15 protein-coding genes are annotated in these 18,234 nt (G+C 59.2%); 6 read left to right on the top strand and 9 right to left on the bottom strand.

The window, feature by feature from the left end:
• Window positions 1–58 precede the first annotated feature (58 nt).
• From yidC to rpmH, 4 genes are read right to left on the bottom strand one after another with little or no spacing between them, the layout of a single operon-like run.
• Window positions 59–1,741, bottom strand: a complete 1,683-nt coding sequence (gene yidC, locus J3361_RS07310; protein ID WP_207963603.1) for a membrane protein insertase YidC — start codon at window positions 1,739–1,741, stop codon at window positions 59–61.
• A gap of 2 nt (window positions 1,742–1,743) precedes the next feature.
• On the bottom strand, window positions 1,744–1,989 hold the full coding sequence (yidD, locus tag J3361_RS07305) for a membrane protein insertion efficiency factor YidD (protein ID WP_010465488.1): 246 nt from the start codon (window positions 1,987–1,989) through the stop codon (window positions 1,744–1,746).
• Window positions 1,982–2,383 (bottom strand): ribonuclease P protein component, encoded by a 402-nt coding sequence (gene rnpA / locus J3361_RS07300; RefSeq protein WP_003207107.1) that lies wholly within the window; start codon window positions 2,381–2,383, stop codon window positions 1,982–1,984. Before rnpA ends, yidD begins: the two co-directional genes overlap by 8 nt.
• A 16-nt stretch (window positions 2,384–2,399) precedes the next feature.
• Window positions 2,400–2,534, bottom strand: coding sequence for a 50S ribosomal protein L34 (gene rpmH, locus J3361_RS07295; RefSeq protein ID WP_003213577.1), 135 nt, complete (start codon window positions 2,532–2,534; stop codon window positions 2,400–2,402).
• 567 nt (window positions 2,535–3,101) lie between these two features.
• On the opposite strand from rpmH, the gene dnaA reads away from it, so the two are divergent.
• The 5 genes from dnaA to gabP all read left to right on the top strand — a co-directional run bounded on the left by dnaA (window position 3,102) and on the right by gabP (window position 11,008).
• Window positions 3,102–4,628: a chromosomal replication initiator protein DnaA gene (gene dnaA, locus J3361_RS07290; protein WP_207963601.1), complete on the top strand. Its 1,527-nt coding sequence runs from the start codon at window positions 3,102–3,104 to the stop codon at window positions 4,626–4,628.
• Between the two features lie 39 nt (window positions 4,629–4,667).
• Entirely contained in the window at window positions 4,668–5,771 is a 1,104-nt protein-coding gene (gene dnaN, locus J3361_RS07285; RefSeq protein WP_003196145.1) for a DNA polymerase III subunit beta, read from the top strand.
• Window positions 5,772–5,785: 14 nt separating this feature from the next.
• On the top strand, window positions 5,786–6,889 hold the full coding sequence (gene recF / locus J3361_RS07280; RefSeq protein WP_003196148.1) for a DNA replication/repair protein RecF: 1,104 nt from the start codon (window positions 5,786–5,788) through the stop codon (window positions 6,887–6,889).
• Window positions 6,890–6,894: 5 nt separating this feature from the next.
• Complete coding sequence (gene gyrB, locus J3361_RS07275) at window positions 6,895–9,312, top strand: DNA topoisomerase (ATP-hydrolyzing) subunit B (protein ID WP_207963599.1); 2,418 nt, start codon at window positions 6,895–6,897, stop codon at window positions 9,310–9,312.
• Between the two features lie 301 nt (window positions 9,313–9,613).
• The gene (gabP, locus tag J3361_RS07270) at window positions 9,614–11,008 is read left to right on the top strand and encodes a GABA permease (protein ID WP_207963598.1); all 1,395 of its coding nucleotides are present in this window, start codon (window positions 9,614–9,616) and stop codon (window positions 11,006–11,008) included.
• A gap of 152 nt (window positions 11,009–11,160) precedes the next feature.
• On the opposite strand, the gene J3361_RS07265 is transcribed toward gabP, so the two are convergent.
• Complete coding sequence (locus J3361_RS07265; protein WP_207963596.1) at window positions 11,161–11,895, bottom strand: response regulator transcription factor; 735 nt, start codon at window positions 11,893–11,895, stop codon at window positions 11,161–11,163.
• A 201-nt stretch (window positions 11,896–12,096) separates the two neighbouring features.
• Here J3361_RS07265 and J3361_RS07260 point away from each other — a divergent pair, with 201 nt between their 5' ends.
• Window positions 12,097–13,614: a HAMP domain-containing sensor histidine kinase gene (locus J3361_RS07260; protein ID WP_207963594.1), complete on the top strand. Its 1,518-nt coding sequence runs from the start codon at window positions 12,097–12,099 to the stop codon at window positions 13,612–13,614.
• 200 nt (window positions 13,615–13,814) lie between these two features.
• Here the strand turns inward: J3361_RS07260 and J3361_RS07255 are convergent, their stop codons facing one another.
• From J3361_RS07255 to glyQ, 4 genes are all read right to left on the bottom strand, one after another.
• A complete protein-coding gene (locus tag J3361_RS07255) occupies window positions 13,815–14,594 on the bottom strand; it encodes a lysophospholipid acyltransferase family protein (protein ID WP_207963592.1) in 780 nt (259 codons plus the stop codon).
• Window positions 14,595–14,674: 80 nt separating this feature from the next.
• A complete protein-coding gene (gene gmhB / locus J3361_RS07250; protein ID WP_060739901.1) occupies window positions 14,675–15,208 on the bottom strand; it encodes a D-glycero-beta-D-manno-heptose 1,7-bisphosphate 7-phosphatase in 534 nt (177 codons plus the stop codon).
• Between the two features lie 3 nt (window positions 15,209–15,211).
• Entirely contained in the window at window positions 15,212–17,266 is a 2,055-nt protein-coding gene (gene glyS / locus J3361_RS07245; RefSeq protein ID WP_207963590.1) for a glycine--tRNA ligase subunit beta, read from the bottom strand.
• Complete coding sequence (gene glyQ, locus J3361_RS07240; protein ID WP_207963588.1) at window positions 17,263–18,216, bottom strand: glycine--tRNA ligase subunit alpha; 954 nt, start codon at window positions 18,214–18,216, stop codon at window positions 17,263–17,265. The genes glyS and glyQ overlap by 4 nt, the downstream gene beginning before the upstream one ends.
• Between the last annotated feature and the right edge of the window lie 18 nt (window positions 18,217–18,234).

Here is an 18,234-nt window from a genome sequence, read left to right as displayed (position 1 = left end):
TGGCAGATAGCAAAACGCCCCACTAGGGGGCGTTTTGTGTGGTTATCCACAGAGCAAGTTACGCCTCGGCTTTTTTCGTCGCCGCTTCGATCTTACGTGTGATGTACCACTGCTGAGTGATGGACAACACGTTGTTCACAACCCAGTACAGCACAAGACCCGCCGGGAACCACAGGAAGAAGAAGGTGAAGATGATTGGCATCATTTTCATGACCTTCGCCTGCATCGGATCCGGTGGCGTTGGGTTCAGCTGCTGCTGGATGAACATGGTCGCGCCCATGATGATCGGCAGGATGAAGAACGGATCCTTGATCGACAGGTCAGTAATCCACAGCATGAACGGTGCCTGACGCATCTCCACGCTTTCCAGCAGAACCCAGTAAAGCGCGAGGAACACAGGCATCTGTACGAGAATCGGCAAGCAACCACCCAGCGGGTTGATCTTTTCTTTCTTGTACAGCTCCATCATGGCCTGGGACATTTTCTGCCGGTCATCGCCATGTTGTTCTTTCAGGGCGGCCAGTTTCGGTGCCACTGCACGCATGCGCGCCATCGACTTGTAGCTGGCGGCCGACAATGGGAAGAAGATCCCCTTGATCAGCATGGTCAGGAAAATGATCGACCAACCCCAGTTGCCGACAAGGCTGTGGATATGTTGCAGCAGCCAGAAGATAGGCTGGGCAATGAACCACAGGAAGCCATAGTCAACGGTCAGTTCCAGGCCTGGGGACAACTCTTTCAGCACGGCCTGGCTTTTTGGACCGGCGTACAGGACGGCACTGGTTTCGGCTTTTGCACCGGGCGCGGCAGTCAATGTCGGGCCGGTGTAACCGATGATGAAGTTGCCTTTGCTGTCTTTACGCGTCTGGACGACGTTGCTGTCGCCTTTCTGCGGGATCCAAGCTGTTACAAAATAGTGCTGCAGCCAGGCAACCCAGCCACCTTGGACAGTTTCCTTCAACTGAGCCTTGTCCATGTCTTTCATGGACACTTTCTTGTACGGCTCCGAACTTGTCCACAGGGCGGCGCCCAGGTAAGTCGCGGTGCCGGTGGCGGTGCTCGAGGAAGGATCGTCGCTGGCGTCACGCTTGAGTTGCGCGAATATCGCGCCGGACCAAGGCTGGGCGCTCTGGTTGTCGATCAGGTAAGAGACGGTTACGTCGTACATCCCACGTTTCACCGTGAAACGCTTGATGTAGTTGACGCCGTCCTTGCTGAACTTCAGGTCCACGACCAGTTGGTCCTGACCGTCAGCCAGTTGATAAGTCTTCTTCTCGGTAGAGTAGATCGGGCGACCGGCCGGGTTCGAATCCGGACCGTTGGTACCGATCAGGCCACTTTGGGCCAGATAGGTGCGCTCGTTACCGTTGTCGAACAACTGGAACGGGATTTCCGGATGATCCTGGCGACGTGGGTACAGCGGCAGTTTCAGCTGGGCGACGTCACCACCTTGTGGATCGATTGCCAGCTCGAGCACGTCCGTTTTGATCTGGATGAGATCTTTGCTTACGGCCACGGGGGCTTCGGCAGGAGCGCTGGTATCGCTAGCCGCGCGTGGGATGTCGTCATTGCTGGCAGCGTTGTTGCCAACTGGAGCATCCGGCAGGCTCGGTGCGGTATTGCTGGCTGCAACATTCTGAGTCGGCAGGGCAGCCTGGCCATAGTCCTGGTTCCATTTAAGGACCATGACGTAGGACACGATTGCCAGGGCGACGATCAGGATCGTGCGTTTGATATCCATGATTACTCGGCCATCGAAGAAGAACGGGAGGTAGGGATAGGCGGAACCGGGTCATAACCGCCGGGATTCCACGGATGACAGCGACCTAAACGACGAAAGGTCAGCCAGCCACCGCGCAGGAGGCCATGATTTTCTATGGCTTCGTACGCGTAGCAGGAACAACTGGGGTAGAAACGACAGTGACTGGCCATCAAAGGACTAATGGCATAGCGATAAAACTGGATCGGAACGAGTGCCAGTTTACGCATCGGGACTGTCTACCCCTACAGTTTCGGTGTTGACTGCTGGTACTGGCTTGTTGCGCGCCAGACGCTTCCAGAGTTTGCCGAAATGCTGAATCAATTCGGGGTTTTCTACGTCACCCAAACCTTTGCGCGCGACGATAACGATGTCCCATCCGACCAGTGAATCCTGGTTCAGGCGAAACGATTCGCGCATCAGACGTTTGAGGCGATTGCGCTGAACGGAGAGCTTGACGCTCTTTTTCCCGATGACCAGCCCGAGACGGGGGTGATCGAGATCGTTGCTGCGCGCAAGGAGCAGGAGATTTTTCCCCGGAACCTTGCCGGTAGGGGAGTCAAAGACTGCCTTGAAATGCCGGGGTGTAAGCAGACGCTTTTCCCGGCTGAAGTCCTGACTCACCTCCAGTGCCGGATTATCAAACTGCCAGACGCGCACGACCTTTGGCGCGACGACGCGACAGGACGGCACGACCGTTCTTGGTAGCCATGCGAGCACGGAAACCGTGGGTACGAGCGCGTTTGATAGTGCTTGGTTGGAAAGTACGTTTCATGTCGTGTTACCTGGTTCGTCCACAACGGGCCGGAATGGCCCCCGTTTTAAGAGACCGGGGATTCTAGAGAAAGCAAGCCTCTAGGTCAATTTCCAACCAGCGTTTCCTTTAAATAGATGTCCAGGCGCTTTTGGCGGATTCATCACACAGCGCTAGATATAGAAATAAAGAAGGGAATTATTTAAAGCTTTTCTGTAAAGCTTATAAAAGCTAGGCCGCCACTTGTCTGTGGATAACTAGGTCAAGGCCTTGTAATCCGCCATGTACAGAGAATGACAACTACGCGGGAAAGCAGTGACCAGCCTGTGCTGCGCTGTCGGATAACCTGTGGGTGGAATGCAGGGTTATCCACAGGCCGGTTATCCACTGAGTTTCGCCCCCAGTTGTGCAACGACCTCAGGCACGGTTATCCACAGAGCTTATCCACCGACCGCTGGTCGTCTTTCTCTCGGTTAACGCACTGATAAATCATGGCCGATGAGCAAGCTGCGTGTGGATAAGTGCACGTCTGCTCGCTACAATGGCCGCTTGTTTTTGCCTCACCGGCTTTCAACTTAGGGGATATCCGTGTCAGTGGAACTTTGGCAGCAGTGCGTGGAGCTTTTGCGCGATGAGCTGCCTGCCCAACAATTCAACACTTGGATCCGTCCACTACAGGTCGAAGCCGAAGGCGACGAGTTGCGTGTCTATGCACCGAACCGTTTCGTTCTCGACTGGGTCAACGAAAAGTACCTGGGCCGGGTCATGGAACTGCTCGACGAGCATGGCAATGGCATGGCGCCAGCGTTGTCCTTATTAATAGGCAGCAAACGCAGCTCGGCACCTCGCGCCGCGCCCAATGCGCCGCTGGCCGCCGCCGCGTCACAGGCCCAACAGTCTGCGCCGGCACCGGTCAACAACCATGCCGCCCCGACGCCCGCGCCTGCCCCGAGCAAACGCAACACACAAAAAGTCGCCGAGGTCAGCGAAGAGCCGTCCCGGGACAGCTTCGACCCCATGGCTGGTGCCAGCTCCCAGCAGGCTCCGGTGCGTGCCGAACAGCGCACCGTCCAGGTCGAAGGTGCGCTCAAGCACACCAGCTACCTGAACCGGACCTTTACCTTCGAGAACTTCGTCGAAGGTAAATCCAACCAACTGGCCCGCGCGGCGGCCTGGCAGGTGGCGGACAACCCCAAGCATGGCTACAACCCGCTCTTCCTGTATGGCGGCGTAGGCTTGGGTAAGACTCACTTGATGCACGCGGTGGGCAACCACTTATTAAAGAAGAATCCGAATGCCAAGGTCGTGTACCTGCATTCCGAGCGTTTCGTGGCCGACATGGTCAAGGCGCTGCAACTGAACGCCATCAACGAGTTCAAGCGTTTCTACCGTTCGGTGGATGCCTTGCTGATCGACGACATTCAGTTCTTCGCTCGCAAGGAACGCTCCCAGGAAGAGTTTTTCCACACCTTCAACGCATTGCTTGAAGGCGGGCAGCAGGTCATTCTCACCAGTGACCGTTACCCGAAAGAGATCGAAGGCCTTGAGGAACGCCTCAAGTCGCGCTTCGGCTGGGGCCTGACGGTGGCCGTCGAGCCGCCGGAACTGGAAACCCGGGTCGCGATCCTGATGAAAAAAGCCGACCAGGCCAAGGTCGAGTTGCCTCACGATGCGGCTTTCTTCATTGCCCAGCGTATTCGCTCGAACGTGCGTGAACTCGAAGGCGCTCTCAAGCGGGTGATCGCCCACTCGCACTTCATGGGCCGCGATATCACCATCGAGCTGATTCGCGAATCCTTGAAGGACCTGCTGGCGCTCCAGGACAAATTGGTTTCTGTGGATAACATTCAGCGAACGGTTGCCGAATACTACAAAATCAAGATCTCCGACCTGCTGTCCAAACGCCGTTCGCGTTCGGTGGCACGTCCGCGCCAGGTGGCCATGGCCCTGTCCAAGGAACTGACTAACCACAGCCTGCCGGAAATCGGCGATGTGTTTGGCGGACGCGACCACACCACCGTGTTGCACGCCTGCCGCAAGATCAACGAACTTAAGGAATCCGACGCGGACATCCGCGAGGACTACAAGAACCTGCTGCGTACACTGACCACTTGATGACCACCAGCGCAGCTTATTAAGGCAAGGGACTAGACCATGCATTTCACCATTCAACGCGAAGCCCTGTTGAAACCCCTGCAACTGGTCGCAGGCGTCGTCGAACGCCGCCAGACCTTGCCGGTACTTTCCAACGTGCTGCTGGTTGTCGAAGGCCAGCAACTGTCGCTGACCGGTACCGACCTGGAAGTCGAGCTGGTCGGTCGTGTGCAGCTTGAAGAACCGGCCGATCCGGGTTCCATCACCGTGCCGGCGCGCAAGCTGATGGACATCTGCAAGAGCCTGCCCAACGATGCGCTGATCGACATCAAGGTCGATGAGCAGAAGCTCGTGGTCAAGGCCGGTCGTAGCCGTTTCACGTTGTCCACACTGCCCGCCAACGATTTCCCGACCGTTGAAGAAGGCCCGGGTTCGCTGACCTGTAGCCTGGACCAGAGCAAATTGCGTCGTTTGATCGAACGCACCAGTTTCGCCATGGCCCAGCAGGACGTGCGTTATTACCTCAACGGCATGCTCCTGGAAGTCTCCGCTGGCGTTATCCGCGCCGTCGCCACCGACGGGCACCGCCTGGCCATGTGCTCGATGCAGGCCGATATCGGTCAGCCGGATCGCCATCAGGTGATCGTGCCGCGTAAAGGTATCCTGGAGCTGGCCCGTCTGCTGACCGAGCCGGACGGCAACGTCAGCATCGTGCTGGGCCAACACCACATCCGCGCCACTACCGGCGAGTTCACCTTCACGTCGAAGCTGGTGGACGGCAAGTTCCCGGACTACGAGCGCGTGCTGCCAAAAGGTGGCGACAAGCTGGTATTGGGCGATCGCCAAGCGCTGCGCGAAGCCTTCAGCCGTACCGCGATCTTGTCCAACGAGAAGTACCGTGGCATTCGTCTGCAACTGGCCAATGGTCAGCTGAAGATCCAGGCGAACAACCCGGAGCAGGAAGAAGCGGAAGAAGAAGTGGGCGTTGAGTACAACGGCGGCTCCCTGGAAATCGGCTTCAACGTCAGCTATCTGCTGGACGTGCTGGGCGTGATGACTACCGAGCAAGTGCGTCTGATCCTGTCCGACTCCAACAGCAGTGCGCTGGTGCAAGAGTCCGACAACGACGACTCGGCTTACGTTGTCATGCCGATGCGTCTGTAATCAGAATCAGCTAGATGTCCTTAAGTCGCGTCTCGGTCACCGCGGTGCGCAATCTGCACCCGGTGACCTTCTCCCCTTCCCCCCGCATCAATATCCTTTACGGCGCCAACGGCAGCGGCAAAACCAGCGTCCTGGAAGCCGTGCACCTGCTCGGGCTTGCCCGTTCGTTTCGCAGCACCCGCCTGTTACCGGTCATCCAGTACGATCAACTGGCGTGCACGGTGTTCGGCCAGGTGGAACTGGCGGAAGGCGGCCATAGCGCCCTGGGGATCTCGCGGGACCGGCAAGGCGAGTTCCAGATCCGCATCGATGGGCAGAACGCTCGCAGCGCAGCACAGCTGGCGGAGATCCTGCCGTTGCAGTTGATCAACCCGGACAGCTTCCGTCTGCTGGAGGGCGCACCGAAGATTCGCCGGCAATTTCTCGACTGGGGCGTGTTCCACGTGGAACCGCGCTTCATGACGACTTGGCAACGCCTGCAGAAGGCGCTGCGCCAGCGAAACTCTTGGCTGCGACATGGTACACTTGACGCCGTTTCGCAAGCGGTTTGGGACAGGGAACTGTGCCAGGCCAGCGCTGAAATCGATGAATACCGCCGCGCTTACATCAAAGCCTTGAAACCGGTCTTCGAGCAGACCTTGAGCGAACTGGTTGAGCTTGAGGGCCTGACGCTCAGCTATTACCGAGGCTGGGACAAGGACCGGGAACTGAGCACCGTGTTGGCTGGCTCGCTGCAGCGGGACCAGCAGATGGGCCATACCCAGGCCGGACCACAACGTGCTGACTTGCGCCTCAGATTGGGCGCACATAACGCCGCGGACATCTTGTCCCGGGGGCAGCAGAAGTTGGTGGTGTGTGCCTTGCGTATCGCCCAGGGGCATCTGGTCAGCCAGGCCCGTCGCGGTCAGTGTATTTATCTGGTGGATGACTTGCCGTCCGAGCTGGACGAAGCCCACCGTCGCGCGCTGTGCCGCTTGCTGGAAGACTTACGCTGCCAGGTGTTCATCACCTGTGTAGACCACGAATTATTGAGGGAAGGCTGGCAGACGGAAACGCCAGTCGCTCTGTTCCACGTGGAACAGGGCCGTATCACCCAGACCCACGACCATCGGGAGTGAAGGCATTGAGCGAAGAAAATACGTACGACTCAACGAGCATTAAAGTGCTGAAAGGCCTGGATGCCGTACGCAAACGTCCCGGTATGTACATTGGTGACACCGACGATGGCAGCGGTCTGCACCACATGGTGTTCGAGGTGGTCGACAACTCCATCGACGAAGCCCTCGCCGGCCATTGCGACGACATCAGCATCATCATCCACCCGGATGAGTCCATCACCGTTCGCGACAACGGCCGTGGCATCCCGGTAGACGTGCACAAAGAGGAAGGCGTTTCCGCCGCCGAGGTCATCATGACCGTCCTCCACGCCGGCGGTAAGTTCGACGACAACTCCTACAAGGTCTCCGGCGGTCTGCACGGCGTCGGTGTATCGGTGGTGAACGCACTGTCTGAACAACTGGTTCTGACTGTTCGCCGCAGTGGCAAGATCTGGGAACAGACCTACGTCCACGGCGTGCCCCAGGCACCGATGGCGATCGTTGGTGACAGCGAGTCCACCGGCACCCAGATCCATTTCAAGGCCTCGAGCGAAACCTTCAAGAATATCCATTTCAGCTGGGACATCCTGGCCAAGCGGATTCGTGAACTGTCCTTCCTCAACTCCGGTGTCGGCATCGTCCTCAAGGACGAGCGCAGCGGCAAGGAAGAGCTGTTCAAGTACGAAGGTGGCTTGCGCGCGTTCGTTGAATACCTGAACACCAACAAGACCGCGGTCAACCAGGTGTTCCACTTCAATGTCCAGCGTGAAGACGGCATCGGCGTGGAAATCGCCCTGCAGTGGAACGACAGCTTCAACGAGAACCTGTTGTGCTTCACCAATAACATTCCGCAGCGTGACGGCGGTACCCACCTGGTGGGCTTCCGTTCGGCGCTGACCCGTAACCTGAACAACTACATCGAACAGGAAGGCCTGGCGAAGAAGCATAAAGTCGCCACCACCGGTGACGATGCCCGTGAAGGCCTGACCGCGATCATTTCGGTAAAGGTGCCGGATCCGAAGTTCAGTTCCCAGACCAAGGACAAACTGGTGTCTTCCGAAGTGAAGACCGCCGTTGAACAGGAAATGGGCAAGTACTTCTCCGATTTCCTGCTGGAGAACCCGAACGAAGCCAAGCTGGTCGTCGGCAAGATGATCGACGCCGCCCGTGCCCGTGAAGCGGCGCGCAAGGCCCGTGAGATGACCCGCCGTAAAGGCGCGCTGGACATCGCCGGCCTGCCGGGCAAACTGGCTGACTGCCAGGAAAAGGACCCTGCCCTGTCCGAACTGTACCTCGTGGAAGGTGACTCTGCTGGCGGTTCCGCCAAGCAGGGTCGCAACCGTCGCACCCAGGCCATCCTGCCGCTCAAGGGCAAGATCCTCAATGTCGAGAAGGCGCGCTTCGACAAGATGATTTCCTCCCAGGAAGTCGGCACCTTGATCACGGCGTTGGGCTGCGGCATTGGCCGCGAAGAGTACAACATCGACAAGCTGCGCTATCACAACATCATCATCATGACCGATGCTGACGTCGACGGTTCGCACATCCGTACCCTGCTGCTGACGTTCTTCTTCCGTCAGTTGCCGGAGCTGATCGAGCGCGGGTACATCTATATCGCCCAGCCGCCGCTGTACAAGGTCAAGAAAGGCAAGCAAGAGCAATACATCAAAGACGACGACGCCATGGAAGAGTACATGACGCAGTCGGCCCTGGAAGACGCGAGCCTGCACCTGAACGAAGATGCCCCAGGCATTTCCGGCGAAGCCCTTGAGCGCCTGGTCAACGACTTCCGCCTGGTGATGAAGACCCTCAAGCGCCTGTCGCGCCTGTACCCCCAGGAACTGACCGAGCACTTCATCTACCTGCCAGCCGTGAGCGTGGAGCAACTGTCCGATCACGCAGCGATGCAGGATTGGCTGGCCCAGTACGAAGTACGCCTGCGCACGGTTGAGAAATCCGGCCTGGTCTACAAAGCCAGCCTGCGTGAAGACCGTGAACGTAACGTCTGGCTGCCGGAGGTCGAACTGATCTCCCACGGCCTGTCGAACTACGTCACCTTCAACCGCGACTTCTTCGGCAGCAACGACTACAAGACCGTGGTTTCCCTCGGCGCGCAATTGAGCACGCTGCTGGACGAAGGTGCCTACATCCAACGTGGCGAACGCAAGAAAGCCGTGACCGAGTTCAAGGAAGCCCTTGAGTGGCTGATGGCCGAAAGCACCAAGCGCCACACCATCCAGCGATACAAAGGTCTGGGTGAGATGAACCCGGATCAGCTGTGGGAAACCACCATGGACCCAGGCTCGCGCCGGATGCTGAAAGTCACTATTGAAGACGCCATTGGCGCGGACCAGATCTTCAACACCTTGATGGGTGATGCGGTCGAGCCTCGTCGTGACTTCATCGAGAGCAACGCGCTGGCGGTGTCCAACCTGGATTTCTGATTCTTCAGCGCTCCGCTCCTACAAAAGCCAACGCACATGCGTTGGCTTTTTTTTACGCTCGAAAAATATCCGCGTCCTTTAAGACTCATCGGTCACAAACGGGGTAGCTGGGTAACACCCTGGCACAAAGCCTTCATTCTCAATGGGTTAGGAATCTGTGAAGAGCCCCGGCTACCGGGGTCCTCAGGTTTTCTGGCGTAAAACTTGCGTGTTTAATAACTTACACATCGTTTTTTTAAATTTACAGAAAACGATGGGATCGAGGTGGTACGAATAAATCCAAATGCCAAGGGTTGTCTCAATGAGTGGTACGCAAACTTCCGATAATCTGACGCAAGGGCTCAAGCCCCGTCATGTGACGATGCTTTCCATCGCCGGGGTGATTGGCGCCGGTCTGTTCGTCGGTTCCGGCCACGCGATCGCTGCGGCCGGTCCCGCCGTGCTGCTGGCCTACGCTGCCGCAGGTGCTTTGGTGGTGCTGGTGATGCGGATGCTCGGCGAAATGGCGGTGGCCTCGCCGGACACCGGCTCCTTCTCGACGTATGCGGACCGTGCGATTGGGCACTGGGCCGGTTTCACCATCGGCTGGCTCTACTGGTGGTTCTGGGTCCTGGTGATTCCGCTGGAGGCCAATGCTGCCGCAACGATTCTGCATGCGTGGTTCCCGGACGTTGCAATCTGGGCGTTCACGCTGGTCATTACCCTGCTGTTGACGGTCACCAACCTGTTCAGCGTGAAGAATTACGGCGAGTTCGAATTCTGGTTCGCCCTGGTCAAGGTGCTGGCGATCATCGGCTTCATCGGGTTGGGTGTGATGGCGATCTTTGGTTTTCTGCCCACCAGCCAGGTCAGCGGCGTTTCGCACCTGTTCGACACCCAGGGCTTTCTTCCCAACGGTATGGGCGCGGTGCTAGGGGCGATCCTGACTACCATGTTTTCGTTCATGGGCACCGAGATCGTGACCATCGCCGCGGCCGAATCGAAGAACCCTGGCCAGCAGATTTCCAAGGCGACCAACTCGGTAATCTGGCGGATCGGCTTGTTCTACCTCGTCTCCATCTTCATCGTCGTGGCCTTGGTGCCCTGGAACGACCCGCTCCTGGCCAGCGTTGGTTCCTACCAGACGGTGCTGGAGCGCATGGGCATTCCCAATGCCAAGTTGATCGTCGACATCGTGGTGTTGGTGGCGGTCACCAGTTGCTTGAACTCGGCCCTGTATACGGCGTCCCGGATGATGTTCTCGTTGGGCAAGCGCGGTGATGCACCGGCCGTGTCCCAGCGCACCAATAAAAGTGGCACGCCTTATTGGGCGGTGATGCTGTCGACCGCTGCGGCCTTCCTCGCGGTGTTTGCCAACTACGTGGCACCGGCGGCGGTCTTCGAGTTCCTACTGGCCAGTTCGGGTGCGATTGCGTTGTTGGTTTACCTGGTCATCGCGGTTTCGCAGCTGCGTATGCGCAAGCAACGCATGGCCCGTGGTGAAAAAATCGCCTTCAGCATGTGGCTGTTCCCCTGCCTGACCTACGCGGTGATTATCTTCATCGTCGGGGCCCTGACCATCATGCTGTTCCAGGAAGCCCACCGTGTGGAAATCCTGGCGACGGGGCTACTCAGCGTGCTGGTGGTCGTGTCCGGATTGCTGATACAGCGCCGCCGGGTCACAAAGGCAGGAAGCCTGGTGCGGACGGTCAGCTGATATCCATTGTGGCGAGGGGATTTATCCCCGCTGGGCTGCGCAGCAGCCCCAAGCCAGGCAACTCAGTGTGACAGGAAGATTGAGTTCATTGCTTTAGGGCTGCTACGCAGCCCAGCGGGGATAAATCCCCTCGCCACGGATGTAATCAAATACTAACTTGCGACAGAGGCCTCACTCCCCGCCGCCACACTCTCCAACCGATATCCATACCCGTAAATCGTCAGCAACTGCCAACCCCGATCCGCCGTCAGCCCGAGCTTGTTGCGCAGACGATAGATGTGGGTGTCGAGCGGGCGGGACGAGGTCATTTCCTCGTGGGTCCAGAAGCGTTCGTAGAAGTATTCCCGGGATAGCGGCCGGCCCAGGTTGGCGAACAGGCAGCGGGCCAGGCGGTATTCCCGTTCGGTCAGGCTGATGGGGATGCCGGCGCGGGTGATGGTCAGTTCGGCGTCGTCGAACGCCAGGTCGTTGAACACCAGCACGTCGCTGGTGGGCGCGCGTTGCAGGTTATGACGGCGCAGCACAGCGGTGACGCGGGCCTTGAGCTCGTTGGGCCTGAAGGGTTTGCTCACGTAGTCGTCGGCACCGGCGTTGAGGGCCTGGACGATATCGTGCTCACCGTCGCGGCTGGTCAGCATGATGGCGGCCGGCGGCGCATCCATATGTTCGCGGGTCCAGCGCAGCAGCGAGAGCCCGCTGATATCGGGCAGTTGCCAGTCGAGGATCAACAAGTCGAAGGTTTCCCGGCGCAATTGCCGTAACAGGTCTTCGCCTCGTTCAAAGCTGTGCAGGGTCCAGGCTTGCTCGTTCCTGCCAGGGATTTGTTGCAGTGTCTGTTCTACCCGGCGCAGCTCGGCCGGTTCATCGTCCAGTATGGCGACACGCATGGAATGCGATTCCTTGATCTCGAAAATAACGGACATCTTCAGGTGGCAATGAAAGGCAGCCAGGGGCTGGTCCATTGACCTGTCGCTGGCTGCGACAATACCGGCTCGCGGCACGGAGGGAAAGGCAGCAGCGCGCCACCCATCGAGTTCGTTATAGTCGTGGGCTTGATACAGACCTGTTTGAGTTCGGCCAGGAGGCCTATGAGTAACCAGCGTCGTCGTGAGAGTCGTGAGCCCACCCAGGTCCAGCGGTTGTTCCGCCAGTTGGTGCGGGAATGGTTGTGGATAAGTCTATTGCTGTTGCCGGTGACGGCCTTGTTGTCATTGAGCAGCCAATCCACGGGCAACCATCCAGGCGCTGCGTTGTTGTCGGTGTGCCTGGTGGGGGGCGTGTTGGGTTTGTTGCTGTTGCGCCCGCGCCTGGCCCTGTGGACAACCGTGGGCGGCATGAGCCTGGCCCTGCTGATCAGTGCCGTACTGGGCGCGCAGGGTTGGTGGTGGTCGCCCATGGCCAGTGTGCTCGGCATCATGTTCGGCTACTTGATCTGGAACTGGCGGCGCCTGAGTGTGGTGCTGGCCTATTTCGGCTGGGAACTGGCCCGGCTGGACGCGGAACCCAAGGTCTTCCCGGAACGTCGTCGTACTTCGTACACCGGCAGCGACCGTCTGCAGGGGCAAATCATGGCCCTGGAACAAGCCATGAGCCGAACCCGCGACACCCGACGCTTCATCGCCGACGGCCTGGAATACCTCCCCGTGGCGACCATGATCAGTGATCCTCAAGGCAAGTTGCTGCTCGGTAATCGCAAGGCGCGTGAGTTGTTCGGCCATGGCCTGGCGGGCGGTGATGTGCTGGAGCATCTCGGGCAATTGGGTTATCCCGGGTTGGAGCATGGGGAGCACCACCGGTTATCCACACTGCCCTTGGTGGAGTTTCGCGATATGCGCGAGCGCAGCTTGCGCCTGGAACGGGCGGCGCTGTTCCCGGTTGATGGCGATGCGCCGATTGGCTGGTTGCTGAGCCTCACGGATCTGAGCGCCGAACGTGAGGCGGAAGAACAGCGTAGCGTCATGCTGCGTTTCCTCTCCCATGATTTGCGCGCGCCTCACTCGGCAATCCTAGCGCTGCTCGATGTGCAGCGGCACCAGGCGGGCGGCGATCATCCGTTATTCGACCAGATCGAGCGCCAGGTACGTCGCGCGCTGGACCTGACCGAGGGCTTCGTGCAATTGGCCAAGGCGGAATCCGAGGCGTATCAGTTCCAGCCAACGCTGTTCGCGATGCTGGTGCTGGATGTGCTCGACCAGGCGCTGCCCATCGCCCAGGCAAAGCGCATCCGGTTGGTTCATGAACTGGAAGATGAAGAGGCGATGGTGAGGGCGGATCAATCGTTGCTGACCCGTGCGCTGTTCAATCTGCTGGAAAATGCCATCAAGTACAGCCCGCCCGACGCCTGCATTTCCCTGCAGGTGCATTGCGCGTCGGGCTGGTTGATCTGCAATGTCGCCGACCAGGGCAAAGGCATCAGCGCCGAAGAACTGCCGGACCTGTTCAGCCAGTACCGACGATTTTCGTCGGCTCAAGGGGTGGATGGCATTGGCCTGGGATTATCGATGGTCAAGGCCGTGGTGGACCATCACGAGGGGAAAATCGAGTGCCACAGCGTGGTGGGTAAAGGCACGACGTTCAGCCTGCGATTCCCGCTGTTGGAAGAATGAAGATCGCAGCCCTCGGCAGCTCCTACAGGATTGGATTACAACCTGTAGGAGCTGCCGAAGGCTGCGATCTTTGAGTGCTATAAAAACTTATGCACCTGAACACGGCTTTTATGTATTTAAGAAATATGTATTAAAAACAAATACATACAGCATAAAAACAACGAATTACGAAAAAACGGTACACAGGTTATCCACAGATCTCAAACAGCGGCTTGTTCCGTGGGAACTTCCGCCACAGGGCCGGGAGGAAGCGAGCCCATGTCCCGTTGTGTCTGCTCATTCCATGCTTGTACGCGGTCATTGAGCTCGGCGATGGCGCGGGGCCCAGTGCCTTCGGCATACATCGGCGCGCCGATCACCACGGTGATGACGCCCGGCGTCCTGATCCAGCCAGCCTTTGGCCAGAATTTTCCGGCATTGTGTGCAATCGGCAGCACGGGTAGGTCGGCGTTCACGGCCAATGCCGAACCGCTGCGGGAAAATTTGCCGACAGTGCCATAAGGCACACGGGTGCCCTCGGGGAAAATCAGCACCCAGGTATTATCCCTTAGCAGCTCGTCACCCTTCTTAGCCACTTGCTTGAGCGCCAGTTTGGGGTTGTCGCGATCGATGGCAATCGGGCGCAGCATCGCCATGGCCCAGCCGAAGAACGGTACGAACAGCAGTTCACGCTTGAGAACCTGACTCAACGGCTCGAAATAGGCCGAGAGAAAGAACGTCTCCCAGGTGCTCTGATGGTTGGACTGAATTACGCAGGGCCGGTCCGGCACGTTCTCGGCGCCCTTCACTTCATAGCGAATGCCCAGGAACACCTTGCTCAGCCACAGTGCGCAGCGGCACCAGTACACGTTGATGAAACGGTAGCGCGCCCGGAACGGCAAAAAAGGCGCGATAAAAAAACTCAAGGAACACCACAACAAGGAACTGGTGCCCAGCAGCAGGTAAAAGAGGAAGCTTCTGATGGCCTGCAATATCGACATAGCGGCGTTTACCGTTGCGGGCACTGCCCGCCTGTTTAAGCGCTTCCCGAACAGTCCTTGATCAGGATGTCTTGGGAGCTCTAATTGTGGATAAGTTCAGCGGCAATCGCCGCCAGGTCGTCAAAAATCAAGGTGCCCACCGGCAGGGTCTTGCCCAGAGTCTTCTCGCCTTTCCCGGTCTTTACCAAAACTGGCTGACAATCGACGGCCTTGGCCGCCTCCAGGTCACCGAGACTGTCACCGACGAACCACACACCTGCCAAAGCCACATCGTAATGCGCGGCAATGGTTTTCAACATGCCCGGCTTGGGCTTGCGGCAATCGCAGCCGTCGTCCGGCCCGTGCGGGCAATAGACGATCAAGCCGACTTCCCCGCCCTGCTCCGCCACGAGGGCGCGCAAGCGCTCGTGCATGGCGTCCAGGACCGTGAGGTCATAGTAACCGCGGGCAATGCCCGACTGGTTGGTGGCCACCGCCACCGTCCAGCCGGCCTTGCTCAACTGCGCGATGGCTTCGATCGAACCGGGCAGCGGCAGCCACTCCTCCACCGATTTGATGTAAGCGTCGGAGTCGTGATTGATCACCCCGTCCCGATCGAGAATCAGCAGTTTCAAGCGTTACCCCAGCAGCGAAATATCGGCGACACCGAGGAACAGCCCACGCAGACGCGCCAGCAGCGCGTAACGGTTGGCCCGTACTTTGGGGTCTTCGGCATTGACCATCACCGCCTCGAAAAACGCATCCACCGGCTCGCGCAGTGCCGCCAGGCGTGCCAGGGTTTCGCTGTACTGACGCGCCGCCGCCATTGGCTGGACCGCCTGGTCCGCCTGCTGGATCGCCGAATACAGGGAGAACTCGTTGGCATTGTCGAAGTACTTGGCTTCGACGGTGGCCGCGATGTTGCCTTCGGCCTTGCCCAGCAGGTTCGACACGCGCTTGTTCACCGCCGCCAACGCTGCCGCTTCCGGCAATTTGCGGAATGCCTGCACCGCTTGTACACGCTGGTCGAAGTCCAGGGCGGAGCCCGGCTTCAGGGCACGCACCGACAGGTAGGTCGCAACGTCGACGCCTTCATCTTCATAACGCGCACGCAGACGGTCGAAGATGAATTCCAGCACTGCATCGGCCAAGCCGGCGGCCTTGACCTTGCTGCCGAACGCATTGACGGCGAACGCCACGGCGTCGTTCAGGTCCAGGTCCAATTGCTTGTCGATCAGGATCCGCAACACGCCCAGCGCCGCGCGACGCAAGGCATACGGGTCTTTGCTGCCGGTGGGCAGCATGCCGATGCCGAAGATGCCGACCAGGGTGTCGAGCTTGTCGGCGATCGCCACGGCCGCACCGGTCAGGGTGGTAGGCAACTCAGCGCCGGCACCGCGAGGCATGTACTGCTCGTTCAGCGCCAGGGCCACGTCCTGCGGCTCGCCATCGTTGAGGGCGTAGTAGTAACCGGCGACGCCTTGCATCTCCGGGAACTCACCGACCATTTCGGTGGACAGGTCGCACTTGGACAGGATGCCGGCACGGGCTGCGCGCTGGGCATCGCCGCCGATGCGTGGGGCGATGAACGCGGCCAGTTTCGACACGCGCTCGGCCTTGTCGTAGACGCTGCCGAGTTTCTCCTGGAACACCACGTTGCGCAGGCGCTCGTTGAAGCTTTCCAGGGGTTGTTTCTTGTCTTGCTTGAAGAAGAACTCGGCATCGGTCAGGCGCGGGCGAACGACTTTTTCGTTACCGGCGATGATCTGCTGCGGGTCCTTGCTTTCGATGTTGGCGACCGTGATGAAGCGCGGCAGCAACTTGCCTTCGGCGTCCAGCAGGCAGAAGTACTTCTGGTTGTCCTGCATGGTGGTGATCAGTGCTTCCTGCGGCACTTCAAGGAAACGCTCCTCAAACGAACACACCAGCGGCACCGGCCATTCCACCAGCGCGGTCACTTCATCCAGCAGGTTGGCCGGCACGATGGCGGTGCCTTCCTGCAGGGTGGCCAGCTCTTCGGTGCGCTTGCTGATCAGTTCGCGGCGCTCGTTGGCGTCGGCCAGCACGTAGGCGGCACGCAGGTCGGTCAGGTAGTTGGCCGGCGAGGTGATGCGCACGCTTTGCGGGTGATGGAAGCGGTGACCGCGGGAATCGCGACCGGCCTTCTGGGCCAGGATCGTGCAATCGATAACCTGGTCACCGAGCAGCATCACGAGCCATTGGGTTGGACGTACAAACTCTTCCTTGCGCGCAGCCCAGCGCATGCGCTTGGGGATCGGCAAGTCATTGAGGGAGTCTTCGACGATGGTCGGCAACAGGCTGGCGGTCGGCTTGCCCTTGATGCTCTGGCTGTAGCGCAGCTTTGGGCCGCTCTGGTCGATTTCGCTCAGGTCCACGCCGCACTTCTTGGCGAAGCCCAGGGCGGCCTGGGTCGGGTTGCCGTCGGCATCGAACGCAGCCTGGCGTGGCGGGCCATCGAGGTTGATGCTGCGGTCCGGCTGTTGGGTCGCCAAGGCGGTGATCAGCACGGCCAGGCGACGCGGCGCAGCGTACACCTGTTTGGCTTCATAGCTCAGGCCGGCGGCTTGCAGGCCCTTGTCGATACCGGCGAGGAACGCATCGGCCAGGGTGTTCAGGGCTTTGGGTGGCAGTTCTTCAGTGCCCAGTTCAACCAGAAAATCTTGAGCACTCATTGTGCAGCCTCCAGCTTAGCCAACACTTCATCACGCAGGTCGGGGGTCGCCATCGGGAAGCCCAGCTTGGCACGCGCCAGCAGGTAGGCTTGCGCAACGGAACGCGCCAGGGTGCGTACACGCAGGATGTATTGCTGGCGCGCGGTCACGGAAATCGCCCGACGTGCGTCCAGCAGGTTGAAGGTATGGGACGCCTTCAACACCATTTCATAGCTCGGCAAAGGCAGCGGCTGGTCCAGCTCGATCAGGCGCTTGGCTTCGCTCTCATAGAAATCGAACAGCTCGAACAGCTTCTCGACGTTGGCGTGTTCGAAGTTGTAGGTGGACTGCTCCACTTCGTTCTGGTGGAACACGTCGCCGTAGGTCACTTTGCCGAACGGGCCGTCGGCCCACACCAGGTCGTAGACCGAATCCACGCCCTGCAGGTACATGGCCAGGCGTTCCAGGCCATAGGTGATCTCGCCGGTGACCGGGTAGCACTCGATGCCGCCCGCTTGCTGGAAGTAAGTGAACTGAGTCACTTCCATGCCGTTGAGCCAGACTTCCCAGCCCAGGCCCCAGGCGCCCAGGGTTGGCGATTCCCAGTTGTCTTCGACGAAACGAATGTCGTGCACCAGCGGGTCGAGGCCGATGTGCTTGAGGGAGCCCAGGTACAGTTCCTGGAAGTTTTCCGGGTTCGGCTTCAGCACCACCTGGAACTGGTAGTAGTGCTGCAGGCGGTTCGGGTTTTCGCCGTAGCGGCCGTCAGTCGGGCGGCGGCTGGGCTGCACATAAGCGGCGTTCCAGGTTTCCGGGCCGATGGCACGCAGAAACGTGGCAGTGTGGAAAGTGCCGGCGCCTACTTCCATATCGTAGGGCTGAAGTACCACGCAACCTTGCTCGGCCCAGTATTGCTGGAGGGCGAGGATCAAGTCTTGGAAGGTACGCACGGCTGGCGTAGGCTGGCTCACGAAATTCACCTGTTTCTT

Source organism: Pseudomonas sp. OA65, assembly GCF_017498305.1.
GTDB classification, from domain to species: domain Bacteria; phylum Pseudomonadota; class Gammaproteobacteria; order Pseudomonadales; family Pseudomonadaceae; genus Aquipseudomonas; species Aquipseudomonas zanjanensis.
Note: the sequence above shows the minus strand (reverse complement) of the source record. Positions and strands in the feature narration are given on the sequence as shown.

Excerpts from the sequence above, each read along its gene's own strand:
- yidC (WP_207963603.1), bottom strand. The coding sequence starts at position 1,741 with ATGGATATCAAACGCACGATCCTGATCGTCGCCCTGGCAATCGTGTCC.
- yidD (WP_010465488.1), bottom strand. The coding sequence starts at position 1,989 with ATGCGTAAACTGGCACTCGTTCCGATCCAGTTTTATCGCTATGCCATT.
- rpmH (WP_003213577.1), bottom strand. The coding sequence starts at position 2,534 with ATGAAACGTACTTTCCAACCAAGCACTATCAAACGCGCTCGTACCCAC.
- dnaN (WP_003196145.1), top strand. The coding sequence starts at position 4,668 with ATGCATTTCACCATTCAACGCGAAGCCCTGTTGAAACCCCTGCAACTG.
- recF (WP_003196148.1), top strand. The coding sequence starts at position 5,786 with ATGTCCTTAAGTCGCGTCTCGGTCACCGCGGTGCGCAATCTGCACCCG.
- gabP (WP_207963598.1), top strand. The coding sequence starts at position 9,614 with ATGAGTGGTACGCAAACTTCCGATAATCTGACGCAAGGGCTCAAGCCC.
- J3361_RS07265 (WP_207963596.1), bottom strand. The coding sequence starts at position 11,895 with ATGCGTGTCGCCATACTGGACGATGAACCGGCCGAGCTGCGCCGGGTA.
- J3361_RS07260 (WP_207963594.1), top strand. The coding sequence starts at position 12,097 with ATGAGTAACCAGCGTCGTCGTGAGAGTCGTGAGCCCACCCAGGTCCAG.
- J3361_RS07255 (WP_207963592.1), bottom strand. The coding sequence starts at position 14,594 with ATGTCGATATTGCAGGCCATCAGAAGCTTCCTCTTTTACCTGCTGCTG.
- glyS (WP_207963590.1), bottom strand. The coding sequence starts at position 17,266 with ATGAGTGCTCAAGATTTTCTGGTTGAACTGGGCACTGAAGAACTGCCA.